Origin of the sequence: Alteromonas sp. 1_MG-2023, assembly GCF_030547075.1 — a bacterium.
Taxonomy (GTDB): domain Bacteria; phylum Pseudomonadota; class Gammaproteobacteria; order Enterobacterales; family Alteromonadaceae; genus Alteromonas.
Genome location: NZ_JAUOQH010000026.1, coordinates 1 through 17,982 on the forward strand (window position 1 = coordinate 1; position 17,982 = coordinate 17,982).

Consider the following 17,982-nt stretch of genomic DNA (forward strand, 5'->3'; position numbering starts at 1 on the left):
ATGTTTTTAACGTAATCAGCGTGTCCTGGGCAATCTACGTGAGCGTAGTGACGAGTAGGAGTGTCATACTCTACGTGTGAAGTAGAGATGGTGATACCACGAGCTTTTTCTTCAGGCGCGTTATCGATTTGATCGAAAGCCTGAGCTGAACCACCGTATGTCTTTGAAAGAACAGTAGTGATAGCTGCAGTAAGGGTAGTTTTTCCGTGGTCAACGTGGCCGATTGTACCCACGTTTACATGGGGTTTCGTACGTTCAAACTTTTCTTTTGCCATTTTTCTCGTTTCCTAAGTTAAAAGTCCGACCCAATACGGGACCGGACCGAACCTTCATTTAGATTAAATTCTAGATTCAATAATAGCCTGCGCCACATTTTTCGGCGCCTCAGAATAATTGAAGAACTCCATAGAGTATGATGCGCGACCCTGCGTTTGTGAACGCAAGTCAGTAGCATACCCGAACATTTCTGAAAGCGGCACCTTAGCACGTACTATTTTAATACCTGCTACGCCTTCTTCCATACCTTCGATCATGCCGCGACGACGATTTAGGTCACCAACCACATCACCCATCCAGTCTTCTGGAGTAGTTACTTCAACTTTCATCATGGGTTCAAGCAACACCGGATTTGCTTCTGCGGCGCCTTTTTTGAAACCCATAGAGCCGGCGATCTTAAACGCCATTTCAGAAGAGTCAACATCATGGTAAGAACCGTCGAACAAAGTTACCTTTACATCAAGTACCGGATACCCTGCTACAACACCACTTTGCAACTGCTCCTGAATTCCTTTATCAACCGCTGGTATGAACTCTTTTGGTACCACACCACCGGTGATGTCATTAACAAATTCGTAGCCTGCGCCTTCTTCAGCTTGTGGCTCAATACGAAGCCATACATGACCAAATTGGCCACGGCCGCCAGACTGACGTACAAATTTACCTTCAACTTCTACTTTCTTGCGAATGGTCTCACGATAAGCAACCTGAGGTTTACCTACGTTACATTCAACCTTAAATTCGCGTTTCATACGATCAACAATGATATCAAGGTGAAGCTCACCCATACCAGAGATAATCGTTTGGCCAGACTCTTCATCAGTCTTAACCTTAAATGACGGGTCTTCAGCGGCTAACTTACCTAGCGCGAGTCCCATCTTCTCTTGGTCAGCCTGAGAGCGAGGCTCTACAGCGATAGAAATTACCGGATCAGGAAATTCCATACGCTCTAGTGTAATGACATTATTCGGATCGCAAAGCGTATCACCTGTGGTCACATCTTTAAGACCAATGGCTGCGGCGATATCGCCTGCACGAACTTCTTTAATTTCTTCACGGTCTTTAGCGTGCATTTGAACTATACGTCCAAAGCGCTCGCGTTTACCTTTCACTGGGTTGTATACCGTATCACCAGTATTAACAACGCCAGAGTAACAACGGAAGAAAGTCAGCGTTCCTACGAATGGGTCGGTAGCGATTTTAAATGCAAGGGCCGAGAATGGCTCGCTGTCGTCTGCATGACGCTCAGCTTCAGTTTCATCTTTATCGTCTAAAACACCCGTAATAGCTTTCACTTCACTTGGTGACGGTAAGTATTCTACTACCGCGTCTAGTACTGCCTGAACACCTTTGTTTTTGAAGGCACTGCCACAGGTGGCGAGAACAATTTCGTTGTTCAGTGTACGGGTACGTAAACCAAGTCGGATTTCAGCTTCAGTTAGCTCTTCGCCTTCTAAATACTTATCCATTAGTTCGTCAGAGGCTTCAGCAGCAGCTTCAATCATCTCTGTACGATACTTTTGTGCGTTGTCTAAATATTGCGCTGGAATATCTTCATAGGTAAAAGTCATACCCATGTCTTCGGCATTCCAGTTTATGGCTTTCATCTTAATAAGATCGATAACGCCATGGAATTCTTCTTCAGCGCCCATGTTCAATTGAATAGGAACACAGTTTGCGCCTAAGCGTTTACGGATTTGACCCACAACACGCTCAAAATCGGCGCCAGCTCGGTCCATCTTATTGATGAACACGAGACGTGGCACCTCATATTTGTCAGCCTGTCGCCAGACTGTCTCTGATTGAGGTTCAACCCCAGAAGACCCGCAAAAAACCACTACAGCCCCATCCAGAACTCGTAATGAACGTTCTACCTCAATGGTAAAGTCCACGTGTCCTGGCGTGTCTATAATATTTATACGATGCTGATCGAACTGTTTTTCCATGCCTGACCAGAAACAAGTAGTAGCAGCGGACGTGATAGTGATACCACGCTCCTGCTCTTGTTCCATCCAGTCCATGGTTGCAGCACCATCATGCACTTCACCGATTTTATGAGACAACCCTGTATAAAACAGGACTCTCTCTGTGGTCGTGGTTTTACCCGCGTCCACATGAGCCACAATACCAATATTGCGGTAACGCTCAATCGAGGTCTTACGAGGCATACATCTCTCTCAGTTATATTACGTTTATTACCAACGGTAATGAGCAAACGCTTTGTTTGCTTCGGCCATACGGTGAACGTCTTCACGTTTCTTAACCGCAGAACCTTTGTTTTCTGATGCATCAATCATTTCAGCAGCTAGGCGTTGAGCCATAGACTTTTCGCCACGTTTACGAGCAGCATCTACCAACCAACGCATACCTAGGGCATTACGACGAACTGGACGAACTTCTACTGGTACTTGATAAGTTGAACCACCTACACGACGAGATTTAACCTCTACAGTAGGACGGATGTTATCAAGTGCTTCTTCGAATACATCTAGGTGAGCTTTGCTGGTTTTTTCAGCAACAATATCGAGCGCACCGTAAACGATTTTTTCAGCGACTGACTTCTTGCCGTCAAGCATTACGACATTCATGAATTTTGCAAGCAGTTGTGAGCTAAATTTTGGCTCTGGTAGGATTTTACGTTGACCTACGACTCTTCTTCTTGGCATTTCTATTCTCCGTATGAATTCAGGAATTACCCAAAACTCTTAAACTTCAGTTTGGCCTTACTAACGGAGAACCGTTAAGACTTAGGCTTCTTCGCACCGTACTTAGAACGGGCTTGCTTACGATCGTTTACACCTGCGCAGTCTAATGTACCGCGAACTGTGTGATAACGAACACCTGGTAGATCTTTAACACGACCACCACGGATAAGTACTACACTGTGCTCTTGTAGGTTGTGACCTTCACCACCGATGTATGAAGAAACTTCAAAACCGTTAGTTAGACGTACACGACATACTTTACGTAGTGCAGAGTTTGGTTTCTTAGGCGTAGTAGTATATACACGAGTACATACACCGCGTCTTTGAGGACAAGCTTGCAATGCAGCTACGTTGCTTTTTTCAACGGGCTTTTTGCGCGGCTTGCGGACTAACTGGTTAACTGTTGCCATTAACTAGCTCCTGATTAAAAACTACAAAAACCCAATCACTCTGATTGGGTCCATTAAAGCGACTTTTCTAACGTCACTCATTCAATGTTAATACTGTGCTTGTCAGCATTAACTGAGCTCTGATACAAAAAACCGCGCCCATTTTCTTCTGCCTTTTAGAGGTCATCCAAAATCGGGTCGCGGAATATTAATGATCATAGCTCGGCGTGTCAAGCTGTACAAAGGTTAAGCAGCCATTTAACTGCAATCTGTCAGCTTAACATGCCAATTTGTTAGGAGTACGTTAACGTACTCCTACGATCATGCCTTATTCGGCTGAGTCGTCACCGGCGTTAAGTGCTTCGGTTAGTGCCTGTTCTGCATCAGCAGCAGAAACTGACATTTCTTCGATTTCTTCTTTACGTCTTTGTGCACGACGTTCATGGTAAGCGAAACCTGTACCCGCTGGAATCAATCGACCCACGATTACGTTTTCTTTCAGACCGCGAAGGTCATCTTCTTTACCTTGAACAGCAGCTTCGGTAAGAACACGTGTTGTTTCTTGGAACGATGCAGCTGAGATGAATGACTCAGTAGATAGCGACGCTTTAGTGATACCAAGCAGTTGTGTTTCATACTGCGCTGGGATCTTACCGTGTTTTTCAACTTCACGGTTGGTCACTTTCACGTTAGACACTTCAACTTGTTCGCCTTCAAGGAACTGAGTATCACCTGAATGGGTAATAACGCACTTACGCAACATCTGACGAATAACAACTTCGATGTGCTTATCGTTAATTTTTACACCCTGTAGACGGTAAACTTCCTGAACTTCGTTCACGATGTAGTTTGCTACTGCAGAGATACCACGTAGACGCAAGATGTCATGCGGTGACTCAGGGCCATCTGCAATAACTTCACCACGTTCTACTTTCTCACCTTCAAACACGTTAAGTTGACGCCACTTTGGAATCATCTCTTCGTATGCATCACCCTCTGGCGGCGTGATAACCAAACGTTTCTTACCTTTGGTTTCTTTACCGAAACCAATAGTACCTGAAACTTCAGCAAGGATAGCTGGCTCTTTAGGCTTACGTGCTTCAAACAAGTCGGCTACGCGAGGTAGACCACCCGTGATATCACGTGTCTTCGAGCTTTCTTGAGGTATACGTGCTAACACGTCACCTTCGTTAGCCACTTTGCCTTCTTTCGCTTCGATTGTCGTAAAGCTTGGAAGACGAATCTCTTGTAACCCATGCTCATCACTTTCAAGGATAAGTTTAGGTTCTTTAGAGTTACTCTTCGCAAGATCTTTAACTACGATACGCGTAAGACCAGTTAGTTCGTCTTGTTGCATCTCAGTGTTAGAGTCGTCGATGTCGGCGAAGCTAATCTTAGCTGCACGTTCAGTAACGATTGGGTGACTATGCGGATCCCAGTTAGCAACAACGTCGCCAGCTGCAATAGTTGCACCGTCATCCACGCTAAGTACAGCACCGTAAGGTACTTTATAGCGCTCTTTCTCACGACCTTGTTCATCGATAACAGTAAGTTCTGTTGAACGAGAAACAATAACCACTTTGCCATCTGAGTTACGTACTGATTTTTCATTGTGTAGCTTAAGGCTACCCGCAGTTTTAACCTGAACGCTGTTCTCAGCAGAAGCTCGTGATGCCGCACCACCGATGTGGAACGTACGCATGGTAAGCTGTGTACCTGGTTCACCGATTGACTGTGCGGCAATAACCCCCACAGACTCACCGCTTCCAACCATATGTCCGCGAGCAAGGTCACGACCATAACAGTTTGCACACACACCGAAGTCGTTATCACAGGTGATAACCGAGCGTACTTGAATTTGGTCAACAGAGTTAGCTTCAAGCATGTCTACTAGCGCTTCGTCTAGTAACACATTACGCTCAACCAATACTTCTGTCGTTCCTGGTTTAACTACATCTTCTGCAACTACACGACCTAGTACACGCTCACGAAGTGGTTCTACAACATCACCACCTTCAATTAGCGGTGTCATCGTAACACCACCGAAGGTGCCACAGTCGTCGTTAGTAATAACCAAATCTTGTGCAACATCTACTAGACGACGAGTTAGGTAACCCGAGTTCGCAGTCTTAAGTGCTGTATCAGCTAGACCTTTACGCGCACCGTGAGTAGAGATGAAGTACTGAAGTACGTTAAGACCTTCACGGAAGTTAGCCGTAATTGGCGTTTCGATGATTGAGCCATCTGGCTTAGCCATCAGACCACGCATACCAGCTAGCTGACGAATCTGAGCGGCACTACCACGAGCACCCGAGTCGGCCATCATATAAACAGAGTTAAATGAGGTTTGCTCTTCTTCTTCGCCATCGCGGTTAATTACGATGTCAGTCTTAAGGTTATCCATCATGGCCTTGGCAACTTTTTCGTTGGCATTTGACCAGATATCGATAACTTTGTTGTAGCGCTCACCGGCTGTTACAAGACCATTTTGGAACTGTTCTTGGATCTCGATAACTTCCGCTTCTGCAGCGTCGATAATATCTTTCTTCGCAGCTGGGATTACCATGTCATCGATACCAACAGATGCACCCGCAATCATTGCGTAGTGGAAACCGGTATACATGATTTGGTCAGCAGCGATTACTGTGTCTTTAAGACCCAGTGTACGGTAACAAGCGTTTAGCAAACGTGAAATCTGCTTTTTGCCCATTGCCTGGTTGATAATTTCAAACGGCAAACCTTTAGGTAGCATTAGTGAGAAAATCGCACGACCAACAGTGGTATCTGTTAGCGTTACTTTCTCAGTCTTCACGCCATCTTCGTCAATGTCGTATTCAGTGATACGTACTTTAACGCGTGAGTGAAGTTCTGCGTTACCTGTGCGGTATGCTTTTTCTGCTTCATTCGGGCTGGTAAATACCATTGCCTCACCCACACCGTTGACTTTGTCACGGGTTAGGTAATAAAGACCCAATACAACGTCCTGTGAAGGAACGATGATAGGCTCACCATTTGCAGGTGACAGAATGTTGTTGGTCGACATCATCAACGCACGTGCTTCAAGCTGAGCTTCAATAGTCAGCGGCACGTGTACAGCCATTTGGTCACCATCGAAATCGGCGTTGTAGGCCGCACATACTAGTGGGTGAAGCTGAATCGCTTTACCTTCGATTAGGGTTGGTTCAAATGCCTGGATACCCAAACGGTGAAGTGTTGGTGCACGGTTAAGCATAACAGGGTGTTCACGGATAACGTCGTCTAGTACGTCCCATACCTCTGGAGCTTCACGTTCAACCAGCTTCTTCGCGGCTTTGATAGTTGTTGCTAAACCACGACCTTCAAGTTTTCCGTAGATAAACGGCTTGAATAACTCAAGTGCCATTTTCTTAGGAAGACCACATTGATGAAGACGTAATGTAGGACCAACGGTAATTACAGAACGACCAGAGTAGTCAACACGCTTACCAAGTAAGTTCTGACGGAAACGACCTTGCTTACCTTTAATCATATCGGCAAGTGATTTAAGAGGACGTTTGTTTGAACCTGTGATAGCGCGGCCACGACGACCGTTATCTAGTAATGCATCTACCGCTTCCTGAAGCATACGCTTTTCGTTGCGTACGATAATGTCAGGTGCCGCAAGGTCTAGAAGACGCTTAAGACGGTTGTTACGGTTGATAACACGACGATATAAATCGTTCAGGTCAGACGTTGCAAATCGACCGCCATCCAGTGGTACTAACGGACGAAGATCCGGCGGAAGTACTGGAAGTACAGTCAAGATCATCCACTCTGGCTTGTTGCCAGACTGTTGGAATGATTCAAGCAACTTAAGACGCTTAGTGATTTTCTTACGTTTAGTTTCAGAGTTGATTGAAGGCAATTCTTCACGCATGGAAACTACATCAGCATCTACATCTAACACTTTTAAAAGGTCAAATACGGCTTCAGCACCCATTTTCGCGTCAAACTCGTCACCGTGCTCTTCAAGTGCATCCAAGTAATCTTCTTCGTTAAGAAGTTGGCTGCGCTCAAGGGTAGTCATACCCGGCTCGGTTACTACGTAAGATTCAAAATATAGTACACGTTCGATATCACGAAGTGTCATATCAAGCATTAAGCCGATACGAGACGGAAGTGATTTAAGGAACCAAATGTGTGCAACTGGGCTTGCCAGTTCAATGTGACCCATACGCTCACGACGTACTTTTGTTAGGGTTACTTCAACACCACATTTTTCACAGATAACACCACGGTGCTTCAGACGCTTATACTTACCACAAAGACATTCGTAGTCTTTAACTGGTCCGAAAATACGCGCACAAAACAGGCCGTCACGTTCTGGTTTGAACGTACGGTAGTTAATTGTTTCTGGCTTCTTAACTTCACCAAAAGACCATGAACGAATCATGTCAGGTGAAGCAAGACCAATTCGAATATTATCGAATTCTTCGGTCTTGTTTTGTTGCTTTAGAAACTTTAATAAGTCTTTCACATTACTCTCCCAGCGGAGTCAGTCTCTAGAACCCGGCGCAAGCGCCGGGCCATCTCTTGTCATAACGTGGCGATTGCCGTGTTACTTCTCTTCCAACTCGATGTTAATACCCAACGAGCGGATTTCTTTAAGTAATACGTTGAATGATTCTGGCATGCCAGGTTCCATTCTGTGGTCACCATCGACGATGTTCTTGTACATCTTAGTACGGCCGTTAACATCATCCGACTTAACAGTAAGCATTTCCTGAAGGGTATATGCTGCACCGTAAGCTTCAAGGGCCCACACTTCCATCTCTCCGAAGCGCTGACCACCGAACTGAGCTTTACCACCCAGCGGCTGTTGTGTAACAAGGCTGTACGAACCAGTTGAACGAGCGTGCATTTTGTCGTCAACCAAGTGGTTCAGTTTCAGCATGTACATGTAACCAACCGTTACCGGACGCTCAAACTCGCGACCAGTACGACCGTCGAACAACGAAATCTGACCGCTTTCAGGAATGTCAGCTAACTTCAACATTTCCTTAATTTCAGATTCACGTGCACCGTCGAATACAGGTGTTGCAATTGGAACACCTTTACGTAGGTTGTTTGCAAGACGTGTAATTTCGTGGTCGGTGAAGTTATCGATGTCCACTTCTTGGTGATTTTCGCCAAGCTCATAAATTTCTTTTAAGAAATTACGAAGCTTCTGCATCTCTTCATGCTCTTTGAGCATGCGATCGATTTTCACACCAAGACCGTGAGCAGCCATACCCATATGTGTTTCTAGGATCTGACCGATGTTCATCCGCGATGGTACACCTAGTGGGTTCAATACGATGTCTACCGGCGTACCATTAGCATCATATGGCATATCTTCCACAGGCTGAATCGTTGAAATTACACCTTTGTTACCGTGACGACCGGCCATCTTATCACCAGGCTGGATGTGACGTTTAACAGCTAGGTAAACCTTAACAATTTTAAGGACACCAGGTGCTAGGTCATCGCCTTGTGTGATCTTGCGACGCTTAGTTTCAAACTTCTTATCGAAGTCTTCTTTGATTTCTGCGTGCTGATCAGCAATTTGGTCGATCTCAAGCTGAACGTCTTCGTCGTTTAATGCAATTTCAAACCACTTTTCACGCGGTAGGCTGTCAAGCTTAGCTTGATCAACACCAGAGCGTAGTAATGCGTTTTGTGCACGAGCAAAGATACCGTCTGCAAGAATTTCAAATTCGTCAGTAAGGTCTTTCTTAACCTGACGAAGTTGCATGTCTTCAATTTCAAGCGCACGTTTGTCTTTCTCTACGCCGTCACGGGTAAAGACTTGAACGTCGATAACCGTACCGTGAACAGAGTTAGGCACACGTAGTGACGTATCTTTTACGTCAGACGCTTTTTCACCGAAGATTGCTCTTAATAGTTTTTCTTCTGGCGTAAGCTGAGTTTCACCTTTAGGTGTTACTTTACCTACCAGAATGTCGCCGCCTTTCACTTCCGCACCAATGTAAACAACACCTGATTCATCAAGCTTGCTTAGTGCAGACTCGCCAACATTCGGAATATCAGAAGAAATTTCTTCTGGCCCAAGCTTAGTATCACGAGCAATACAACTTAGTTCTTGAATGTGGATAGTGGTGAAACGGTCTTCCTGAGCTACACGCTCAGAGATAAGGATTGAATCCTCGAAGTTATAACCGTTCCAAGGCATGAACGCGATACGCATGTTCTGACCAAGAGCAAGGTCGCCCAAGTCAGTAGATGGACCGTCAGCCAATACATCGCCAGCAACAATCGGGTCGCCTACGCTACAAGTAGGACGCTGATTGATACAGGTGTTCTGGTTAGAACGTGTGTATTTAGTCAGGTTGTAGATGTCGATACCTGCTTCACCAGGAAGCATTTCATCTTCTTCTACTTTAATAACGATACGGCTAGCGTCAACATAGTCAACTCTACCACCACGCTTAGCAACTACAGTAACACCTGAGTCAACAGCTATGGTTCTTTCCATACCGGTACCAACAAGCGGCTTGTCAGCACGCAATGTAGGTACAGCCTGACGTTGCATGTTCGCACCCATCAATGCGCGGTTAGCATCATCGTGTTCTAGGAACGGAATGATACTCGCAGCGATTGAAACGATTTGCTGTGGAGAAACGTCCATGTACTTGATGTCTTCTTTCGGCATCAAGGTGGTTTCACCACGGTGACGACATGGAATAAGGTCGTCTACTAGCTCACCGTTTGCGGTTAAAACAATGTTTGCCTGTGCAATTGCGAATTGACCTTCTTCAATTGCAGACAAGTAATCGATTTCTTCACTTACCACACCATCAACAATGCGACGGAACGGCGTTTCAAGGAAACCAAAGTCATTGGTGCGTGCGAAACTCGCCAATGAGTTGATCAAACCGATGTTTGGTCCTTCAGGAGTCTCGATAGGACACAGACGACCGTAGTGCGTAGGGTGTACGTCACGTACTTCGAAGCCTGCACGCTCACGCGTAAGACCACCCGGGCCTAATGCAGAAATACGACGCTTATGCGTTACTTCTGATAACGGGTTGTTTTGGTCCATGAACTGAGAAAGCTGTGATGAACCGAAGAACTCTTTAACCGCAGCCGAGATAGGCTTAGCGTTAATAAGGTCTTGCGGCATTATGCTATCAAGGTCGCCTAAGCTTAGACGCTCTTTAACAGCACGCTCAACACGTACTAAACCAACACGGAATTGGTTTTCAGCCATTTCACCCACAGAACGGATGCGGCGGTTACCCAAGTGGTCAATATCGTCCACTTCGTCTTTACCGTCACGAATCTCGATAAGTTGCTTCATTACTGAAACAATATCTTCTTTATCTAGGGTGCCTGAACCAATCAATTCTTCACGGCCTAAACGGCGGTTGAACTTCATACGACCTACAGAAGATAGATCATAACGCTCATCTGAGAAGAAAAGGTTTTGGAATAAGGTTTCTGCTGCATCTTTTGTTGGTGGTTCACCAGGACGCATCATACGGTAAATTTCAACAAGCGCTTCTAAACGGTTTGTTGAAGAGTCGATACGCAAAGTGTCAGAAATGTATGAACCGTGGTCCAATTCATTAATGTACAGCGTTTCGAACTCTTTAATACCAGCTTGGCTTAGCGCCGCTAAGTTCTCAAGCGTTAACTCATCGTTAGCGCTAGCGATAACTTCGCCAGTATCTTCATTTACGTATGTTGCCGCGAATACGCGACCAATTAGGTAATCTGCTGGAACTTCAAGTTCAGTTAAACCGGCTTTTTCAAGCGCACGGGTATGACGTGCAGATACACGACGACCGTTTTCAACAACAACATTACCTTCACCATCAATGATATCAAATGCTGCTGTTTCGCCACGAAGACGATCAGGCACCACTTCCATCATTAACTTGTCTTTATCGATACGTACACTGACTTTCTCGAAGAACGTATCCAAAATTTCTTCTGATGTCATTTCAAGCGCGCGTAAGATGATTGTTGCTGGCAACTTACGACGACGGTCAATACGAACAAACAGGTTATCTTTTGGATCGAACTCGAAATCAAGCCAAGAACCACGGTAAGGAATTACACGTGCATTATAAAGCACTTTTCCTGACGAGTGAGTTTTGCCTTTATCGTGATCGAAGAACACACCAGGTGAACGGTGTAGTTGTGACACGATAACACGCTCTGTACCATTGATAACGAACGTACCGTTCTGAGTCATCAATGGGATTTCGCCCATGTACACTTCTTGTTCTTTAATGTCTTTTACGGTACCTGGCGCAGCGTCTTTATCAAACAATACTAACCGTAGTTTTACTCTTAATGGAGCAGAGAATGTGACGCCACGAATTTGACATTCTTTAACGTCGAATACTGGCTCTCCCAAACGGTAGCTAACATATTGAAGCTCCGAGTTACCTGAGTAGCTTTTTATCGGAAAAACGGAACGAAATGCTGCTTCCAAGCCGTATTGAGCATCGGCGTCGATCTCAATAAACTTTTTGAAAGAATCAAGCTGAATTGAAAGAAGGTATGGAATTTCCAATACCTGTGGGCGTTTGCCAAAATCCTTACGGATACGTTTCTTTTCGCTATAAGAGTAAACCATGGGTTCCTCAGCCTGCTGATTTATGACCCAACCTGCTGCATTATGCATCGCGACGAGTGCTTCAAGCTATGAGCTTCGTGTTGAATTGCGCATAAGCAACAAACTTCCACAACCCTTTTTCGGGGCAATTCCACAGCATACAACAAAATTTAACCAATTATTAGTTAACTTGTTGGTTTTATGCTTTTATGTGAAATTTCCGAAGTGCGCATATAGTAGTGTAGTCAAGGGTTAGAATCTACACACTGTACAGCGCAAAAAGGCTGGTGGTTTAAAAAACCACCAGCCTTGCCGTCTCAGGCAAATAATCTAAACAAATAGATTACTTAACTTCAACTTCAGCACCAGCTTCAGTTAGCTGTGCTTTAAGTTCTTCAGCTTCTTCTTTGCTTACGCCTTCTTTGATAGCTTTAGGAGCAGATTCAACTACTTCTTTAGCTTCTTTAAGACCTAGGCCAGTCGCTGCGCGAACTGCTTTGATTACTGCAACTTTGTTTGCGCCGAATGAAGTCATTACAACGTCAAACTCAGTCTTTTCTTCAACTGCTGCTGCTTCGCCCGCTGCTGGACCAGCTACAGCTACTGCTGCAGATGCGTCAACACCGAATTTTTCTTCAGCTGCTTCGATTAGCTCAACCAATTCCATAACTGGCATTTCAGCAATCGCGTTTAAGATATCTTCTTTAGTTAGAGCCATGTGGTCTAAACTCCTGGGTTTTTAAAATGTTAAAAAAATCAATATGCCAAAAACGGGAATTACTTCTCGTCTTTGATCGCCGCCAATACGCGCACAAACTTGGTAGGTACTTCGTTGATAGTACGAACGAATTTCCCAACCGGTGCTTTGAAGGTTGCAAGAAGTTTTGCAAGCGCTTCGTCGCGAGTAGGAAGTGAAGCAACTGCGTCCAATTTATCTGGACCAAGAAGACCACTACCAATAGATAGAGCTGTTACGTTCAACTTATCGTTTTGCTTCGCAAAGTCTTTAAAAAGACGTGCTGCACCACCAGGTGCCTCAACTGAGAAGCCGTAGATAAGAGGACCAGTAAGGGCGCTATCTAAGTCTGCAAATTTACTGTCTGCCAATGCACGCTTAGCTAGAGTGTTGCGTATAACCTTAAGGTATACGCCTTGCTCACGAGCTTTTACGCGAAGGTCAGTCAGTTCTGCAACTTCCATCCCACGGTATTCAGCGACGGCAACGGATAGAGCGCGAGACGCAACTTCAGAAACTTCTGCTACGATCTCTTTTTTTGCTGCTAAACCTAGTGCCACTGAGTTCACCTCTTTGTATCTGACTTTGTATACAGTTACCTGTTTACGCCATCAGGGTTCACAGATTGATATCAACATAATTGATGATACCGCTCTACGGTGTTTGTTACCCCAGAGAGTCTGAGTCAAACCACCGTCTGCGCAGGTTGTTCTATTAAGCGATATGTTTAATGTGAAAGTTCTCTTACCTCTATCACCACATCGCACCTGCGGTCTTGGACGGGAGTTGCCAATCAGCACTGCTGTATTGACGACTCCAACCCATTACCTTTACAGAGAAACCGAGTTGCCCCGGCAGGCTATTAAAGACCTACTGAAGCTTTATCTAGAGATACGCCAGCGCCCATAGTGGTGCTTAGGCTGATCTTCTGGATATAAGTACCTTTAGCAGAAGAAGGCTTAGCTTTCTTCAATGCTTCTAGTAATGCTTCAAGGTTCTCTTGAATTTGGTTTGTTTCGAACGCAATCTTACCAATGCTAGCATGGATGATACCGTTCTTATCGTTACGGTAGCGAACCTGACCAGCTTTAGCGTTCTTAACAGCAGTAGCAACGTCTGGCGTTACTGTACCCGTTTTAGGGTTAGGCATTAGGCCACGTGGACCTAAGATTTGACCTAGTTGACCAACAACACGCATAGCGTCTGGGCTGGCAACAACAACGTCAAAGTTCATTTCGCCTTTCTTCACTTGCTCAGCAAGGTCTTCCATACCAACGATGTCAGCACCAGCTTCTTTAGCTGCTTCAGCGTTTGCGCCTTGAGTAAATACTGCAACGCGAACGTCTTTACCAGTACCGTTAGGTAGTACAGTTGCACCACGAACGTTTTGGTCAGATTTCTTAGCGTCGATACCAAGGTTTACTGCAACATCAACGCTTTCAGCGAATTTAGCTGTAGCTAATTCTTTAAGCAAAGCAACTGCTTCGTTGATTTCGTATTCTTTAGTCGCGTCTGTTTTTTCGCGGATAATGCGAGCGCGTTTAGATAATTTAGCCATTCGATTAGTCCTCTACGTTCAAGCCCATTGAGCGAGCAGAACCCGCGATAGTGCGAACCGCTGCATCTAGGTCAGCTGCAGTTAAGTCTGGTTCTTTAGTTTTGGCAATTTCTTCCAACTGAGCGCGAGTAACAGTACCCACTTTTTCAGTGTTAGGACGGCCAGAACCGCTCTTGATGCCCGCTGCTTTCTTAAGCAGGTAAGACGCAGGAGGAGTCTTAGTTTCGAATGTGAAAGAACGATCTTCATAAACCGTAATTTCTACAGGTACCGGAGCACCTTTCTCAAGGCTGTCTGTTTTTGCGTTAAACGCTTTACAGAATTCCATGATGTTCACACCGTGTTGACCTAATGCAGGACCAACTGGTGGACTTGGGTTAGCAGCGCCTGCTGCAACCTGAAGCTTAATAATACCGCTTACTTTTTTAGCCATTTTAAATGCTCTCTTGTTTGGGTATAGCGCCTTGCAAGTACAGAGATTACCTGCTCAATCGGCTTCCCGTTTCCGTTTAAAAGGGCGCGCATTATATAAGGTGTTCAAATGGTATGCAAGTATAAATGTGCCTAAAAAACGTTCTTAAGGCTAAATAAACAAAAAACCTGCCGAAGCAGGTTTTTTCAAACTTATATAACAACCAGAAAGAGGCTTAGCCTTTTTCTACTTGTCCAAACTCTAGGTCTACTGGTGTAGAACGACCGAAGATAAGTACCGACACTTTTACGCGGCTCTTTTCGTAGTCTACTTCTTCTACCACGCCGTTGAAGTCTGCAAATGGACCGTCTGTAACGCGAACCACTTCGCCTGGCTCGAACAATGTCTTCGGCTTAGGCTTATCAACTGACTCTTCAAGACGGTTAAGAATTGCGTCTGCTTCTTTTTGGGTAATTGGCATTGGGCGATCAGAAGTACCACCGATGAAGCCAAGTACACGAGGAACGCTTTTCACTAAATGCCAAGATTCTTCGTTCATTGCCATTTCTACCAATACATAACCTGGGTAGAACTTACGCTCAGATTTGCGCTTTTGGCCAGCACGCATTTCAACAACTTCTTCGGTAGGAACAAGAATCTGACCGAAGTGATCTTCCATGCTGTGCATTTTAATGTATTCAAGCAATGTCTTTTGAACGCGACCTTCATACTGAGAATAAGCTTGTACTACGTACCATCTTTTTTTAACTTCTTCTTCAGACATACGTTATGCTCCTATTCCAGTGATAAAGCCCACAACACGAACGATAATGCCATCTAAACCCCAAAGGATTAATGCCATTACCAACGTTGCCGCAAGTACGATGATAGTAGTTTGGTTTGCTTCTTGACGGGTCGGCCATACTACTTTGCGAACTTCAGTACGCGATTCTTTAGCAAAGCTAAGGAAAGTGCTGCCTTTAACCGTAGATGCTGCGATGAAGCCAGCAATAACTACCACAACTACTGCTGTAACAGCACGGTATAATACTGAAATTTCACCGAACACTGTGTTGGCCGTAACCAATCCAGCAAGTAGGGCAAATACCACTACCCATTTAAACATGTCCAATGCATTGGACTGATTTTCCGTCTTTTCGCTCATGTCACGATCCTAGCACTACAGCGTCGTTTTGCTCGCGTTAATACGCGAACTTGTAATTTGGCAGGGGTGGAGGGACTCGAACCCCCAACCATCGGTTTTGGAGACCGCTGTTCTACCAATTCGAACTACACCCCTGTGGTGTCTAACTCACAAATTTTACTTACACTACCCTTGGGAATTCAGCGTCATTTCAATGGAAAGTGCGGTATCGCAAGGGAGGGAGGCGTATTATACTCAAGATAACTAGCGGCACAAGGTTTTTTGTTATTCTAGTTATTTAAACACAATACTACTCTACTCCAATAAACCCACCTGTTTGATGTGCCCACAATTTGGCGTAAATACTATTGTGTGCAATCAGTTCAGCATGAGTGCCCTGCTCTACTATCTGACCTCTCTCTAACACTAATAGCCTATCCATTTGCGCTATGGTTGATAAACGGTGGGCAATGGCCAGTACGGTTTTGCCTTCCATGACTTTATCAAGGCTAGTTTGTATAGCCGCTTCCGCTTCTGAATCTAACGCCGATGTAGCTTCATCTAAAATTAATACTGGTGCGTCTTTTAATAGCACACGTGCTATCGCAATACGTTGACGTTGCCCGCCAGATAACTTCACGCCACGCTCACCCACATGAGCATCGTAGCCCGTTCTACCCTGACTATCTGTAAGGGTAAGAATAAATTCATGCGCTTCTGACAACTTGGCTGCGTTTATCATTTCTTCTTCGCTGGCATTAGTACGCCCGTAAAGAATGTTGTCACGCACTGACCTATGCATTAGCGATGTATCTTGGGTCACCATGCTAATTTTAGCCCGCAGGGTTTCTTGGCCTACTTGGGTGATATCTTGCCCATCAATGACAATACGCCCCGATTGAGTGTCGTAAAATCGCATCAGCAAATTAACTAACGTAGACTTACCTGAACCTGAACGCCCTACCAAGCCCACTTTTTCCCCGGGATGAATGGCGAGTTCTAAGTTAGAAAATACATCAATGGGTTGGTTATCAGCACCTGCGTAAGCGAAATGTACCTTATCAAACTTGATACCGCCGCCTTGCACACTCAATGCGGTGGCTTTAGGTGTATCTTTAACTGCAACAGGCTGCGCTAAGGTATTCATGCCGTCTTGCACTGTTCCTAAGTTTTCAAATAAACCTGATACCTCCCACATTATCCAGTGTGACATACCGTTTAAGCGAAGAGATAAACTAATAGCAATGGCAATATCGCCCGGTGTAGCCAAGTTTTCCATCCATAAGTACACAGACAACGCGCCAATCGTGAACACTAATATGGCATTCGACATTTCTACGCAAAACTCTAATACGGTGACTAAACGCATTTGTGGGTAAACGGTTTTTAGAAAACCATCCATACTTTCTTTGGCATAATCCGCTTCTCGGCGGCTGTGGGAAAATAACTTTACCGTTGTGATATTGGTGTAACTATCAACTATTCGCCCCGTCATCATAGACCTAGCGTCAGCTTGTTTTTGCGATACCTCTTTAAGTTTTGGTACCAGCATGCGCAAGATAAACATGTACACGAAGAACCACACCACAAGCGGCACAGCTAATCGCCAATCGGTACTAAATACCAATACCACCATGGAAATAAAGTAAACGCTGATATACACCAGTAAATCGAGGACCTTTGTTACGGTTTCGCGCACTGATAGCGCGGTTTGCATTACTTTAGTTGCTACGCGACCTGCAAATTCATCGTGAAAAAAGGTTAAACTTTGCCCGAGTAAATACCGATGCGCTTGCCAGCGAATACGCATAGGGAAATTTCCCATCAGCGACTGACGTGAAAACAGTGAACGCAATAATATAAAACCTGGAATGAGCACTAGCACGGTGACCGCCATGCCAATTAAGGTCCATTTTTGTTCTGCTAAAAAAGTTTCGCGGTTTTGTTCTGAAAACCAATCGACTAACTGACCTAGAAAGCCGAAAAGCGCCACTTCAAGTACCGCCACAATGGCACTTAAAATAGAGACGGTGGCGATAACACCCCACATACCTTGCGTGTAGTACTTACAAAAGGCCACAATACCTGTTGGAGGTTGCCCTGGTGGGGCTTTAGGGAAAGGCTGTGTTAATCGTTCAAAAAATGAAAACATGCAACATAACTCGTGTCGTTCTACAT

The 17,982-nt window shown here is 45.0% G+C and carries 13 protein-coding genes and 1 tRNA gene; all 14 read right to left on the minus strand.

The genetic code is table 11. The features are described 5' to 3' along the window. Positions 1 to 275, minus strand: a 275-nt coding sequence (locus Q4561_RS18885) for a GTP-binding protein (protein ID WP_263285996.1), incomplete at its 3' end; no start/stop codon positions are given. 63 nt (positions 276 to 338) lie between these two features. Next, the gene (fusA, locus tag Q4561_RS18890) at positions 339 to 2,444 is read right to left on the minus strand and encodes an elongation factor G (protein ID WP_057795666.1); all 2,106 of its coding nucleotides are present in this window, start codon (positions 2,442 to 2,444) and stop codon (positions 339 to 341) included. Positions 2,445 to 2,471: 27 nt separating this feature from the next. Then, positions 2,472 to 2,942, minus strand: a complete 471-nt coding sequence (rpsG, locus tag Q4561_RS18895; RefSeq protein WP_013786325.1) for a 30S ribosomal protein S7 — start codon at positions 2,940 to 2,942, stop codon at positions 2,472 to 2,474. A gap of 74 nt (positions 2,943 to 3,016) precedes the next feature. Then, entirely contained in the window at positions 3,017 to 3,391 is a 375-nt protein-coding gene (gene rpsL, locus Q4561_RS18900; protein WP_013786326.1) for a 30S ribosomal protein S12, read from the minus strand. 307 nt (positions 3,392 to 3,698) lie between these two features. After that, positions 3,699 to 7,865, minus strand: a complete 4,167-nt coding sequence (rpoC, locus tag Q4561_RS18905) for a DNA-directed RNA polymerase subunit beta' (protein ID WP_303462809.1) — start codon at positions 7,863 to 7,865, stop codon at positions 3,699 to 3,701. Positions 7,866 to 7,946: 81 nt separating this feature from the next. Next, the gene (gene rpoB, locus Q4561_RS18910; RefSeq protein WP_303462841.1) at positions 7,947 to 11,975 is read right to left on the minus strand and encodes a DNA-directed RNA polymerase subunit beta; all 4,029 of its coding nucleotides are present in this window, start codon (positions 11,973 to 11,975) and stop codon (positions 7,947 to 7,949) included. 322 nt (positions 11,976 to 12,297) lie between these two features. After that, positions 12,298 to 12,672 carry a 50S ribosomal protein L7/L12 gene (gene rplL, locus Q4561_RS18915; protein ID WP_013786329.1) on the minus strand — a complete coding sequence of 125 codons (375 nt, stop codon included), beginning with the start codon at positions 12,670 to 12,672 and terminating at the stop codon, positions 12,298 to 12,300. Positions 12,673 to 12,731: 59 nt separating this feature from the next. Beyond that, positions 12,732 to 13,250, minus strand: a complete 519-nt coding sequence (rplJ, locus tag Q4561_RS18920) for a 50S ribosomal protein L10 (protein ID WP_013786330.1) — start codon at positions 13,248 to 13,250, stop codon at positions 12,732 to 12,734. A 302-nt stretch (positions 13,251 to 13,552) separates the two neighbouring features. Beyond that, positions 13,553 to 14,248, minus strand: coding sequence for a 50S ribosomal protein L1 (gene rplA, locus Q4561_RS18925; protein WP_013786331.1), 696 nt, complete (start codon positions 14,246 to 14,248; stop codon positions 13,553 to 13,555). 4 nt (positions 14,249 to 14,252) lie between these two features. Further along, positions 14,253 to 14,681, minus strand: coding sequence for a 50S ribosomal protein L11 (gene rplK / locus Q4561_RS18930; RefSeq protein WP_013786332.1), 429 nt, complete (start codon positions 14,679 to 14,681; stop codon positions 14,253 to 14,255). Positions 14,682 to 14,895: 214 nt separating this feature from the next. Next, a complete protein-coding gene (nusG, locus tag Q4561_RS18935) occupies positions 14,896 to 15,444 on the minus strand; it encodes a transcription termination/antitermination protein NusG (RefSeq protein WP_303462810.1) in 549 nt (182 codons plus the stop codon). 3 nt (positions 15,445 to 15,447) lie between these two features. Beyond that, positions 15,448 to 15,825: a preprotein translocase subunit SecE gene (gene secE, locus Q4561_RS18940; RefSeq protein WP_303462811.1), complete on the minus strand. Its 378-nt coding sequence runs from the start codon at positions 15,823 to 15,825 to the stop codon at positions 15,448 to 15,450. A gap of 58 nt (positions 15,826 to 15,883) precedes the next feature. Continuing rightward, positions 15,884 to 15,960: transfer RNA gene (locus tag Q4561_RS18945), tRNA-Trp, on the minus strand. A 154-nt stretch (positions 15,961 to 16,114) separates the two neighbouring features. Continuing rightward, positions 16,115 to 17,956: an ABC transporter ATP-binding protein gene (locus tag Q4561_RS18950; protein ID WP_303462812.1), complete on the minus strand. Its 1,842-nt coding sequence runs from the start codon at positions 17,954 to 17,956 to the stop codon at positions 16,115 to 16,117. Between the last annotated feature and the right edge of the window lie 26 nt (positions 17,957 to 17,982).

Excerpts from the sequence above, each read along its gene's own strand:
- Q4561_RS18950 (WP_303462812.1), bottom strand. The coding sequence starts at position 17,956 with ATGTTTTCATTTTTTGAACGATTAACACAGCCTTTCCCTAAAGCCCCA.
- rpoB (WP_303462841.1), bottom strand. The coding sequence starts at position 11,975 with ATGGTTTACTCTTATAGCGAAAAGAAACGTATCCGTAAGGATTTTGGC.
- nusG (WP_303462810.1), bottom strand. The coding sequence starts at position 15,444 with ATGTCTGAAGAAGAAGTTAAAAAAAGATGGTACGTAGTACAAGCTTAT.
- rplL (WP_013786329.1), bottom strand. The coding sequence starts at position 12,672 with ATGGCTCTAACTAAAGAAGATATCTTAAACGCGATTGCTGAAATGCCA.
- rpsG (WP_013786325.1), bottom strand. The coding sequence starts at position 2,942 with ATGCCAAGAAGAAGAGTCGTAGGTCAACGTAAAATCCTACCAGAGCCA.
- rplK (WP_013786332.1), bottom strand. The coding sequence starts at position 14,681 with ATGGCTAAAAAAGTAAGCGGTATTATTAAGCTTCAGGTTGCAGCAGGC.
- rplA (WP_013786331.1), bottom strand. The coding sequence starts at position 14,248 with ATGGCTAAATTATCTAAACGCGCTCGCATTATCCGCGAAAAAACAGAC.
- secE (WP_303462811.1), bottom strand. The coding sequence starts at position 15,825 with ATGAGCGAAAAGACGGAAAATCAGTCCAATGCATTGGACATGTTTAAA.
- rpsL (WP_013786326.1), bottom strand. The coding sequence starts at position 3,391 with ATGGCAACAGTTAACCAGTTAGTCCGCAAGCCGCGCAAAAAGCCCGTT.
- fusA (WP_057795666.1), bottom strand. The coding sequence starts at position 2,444 with ATGCCTCGTAAGACCTCGATTGAGCGTTACCGCAATATTGGTATTGTG.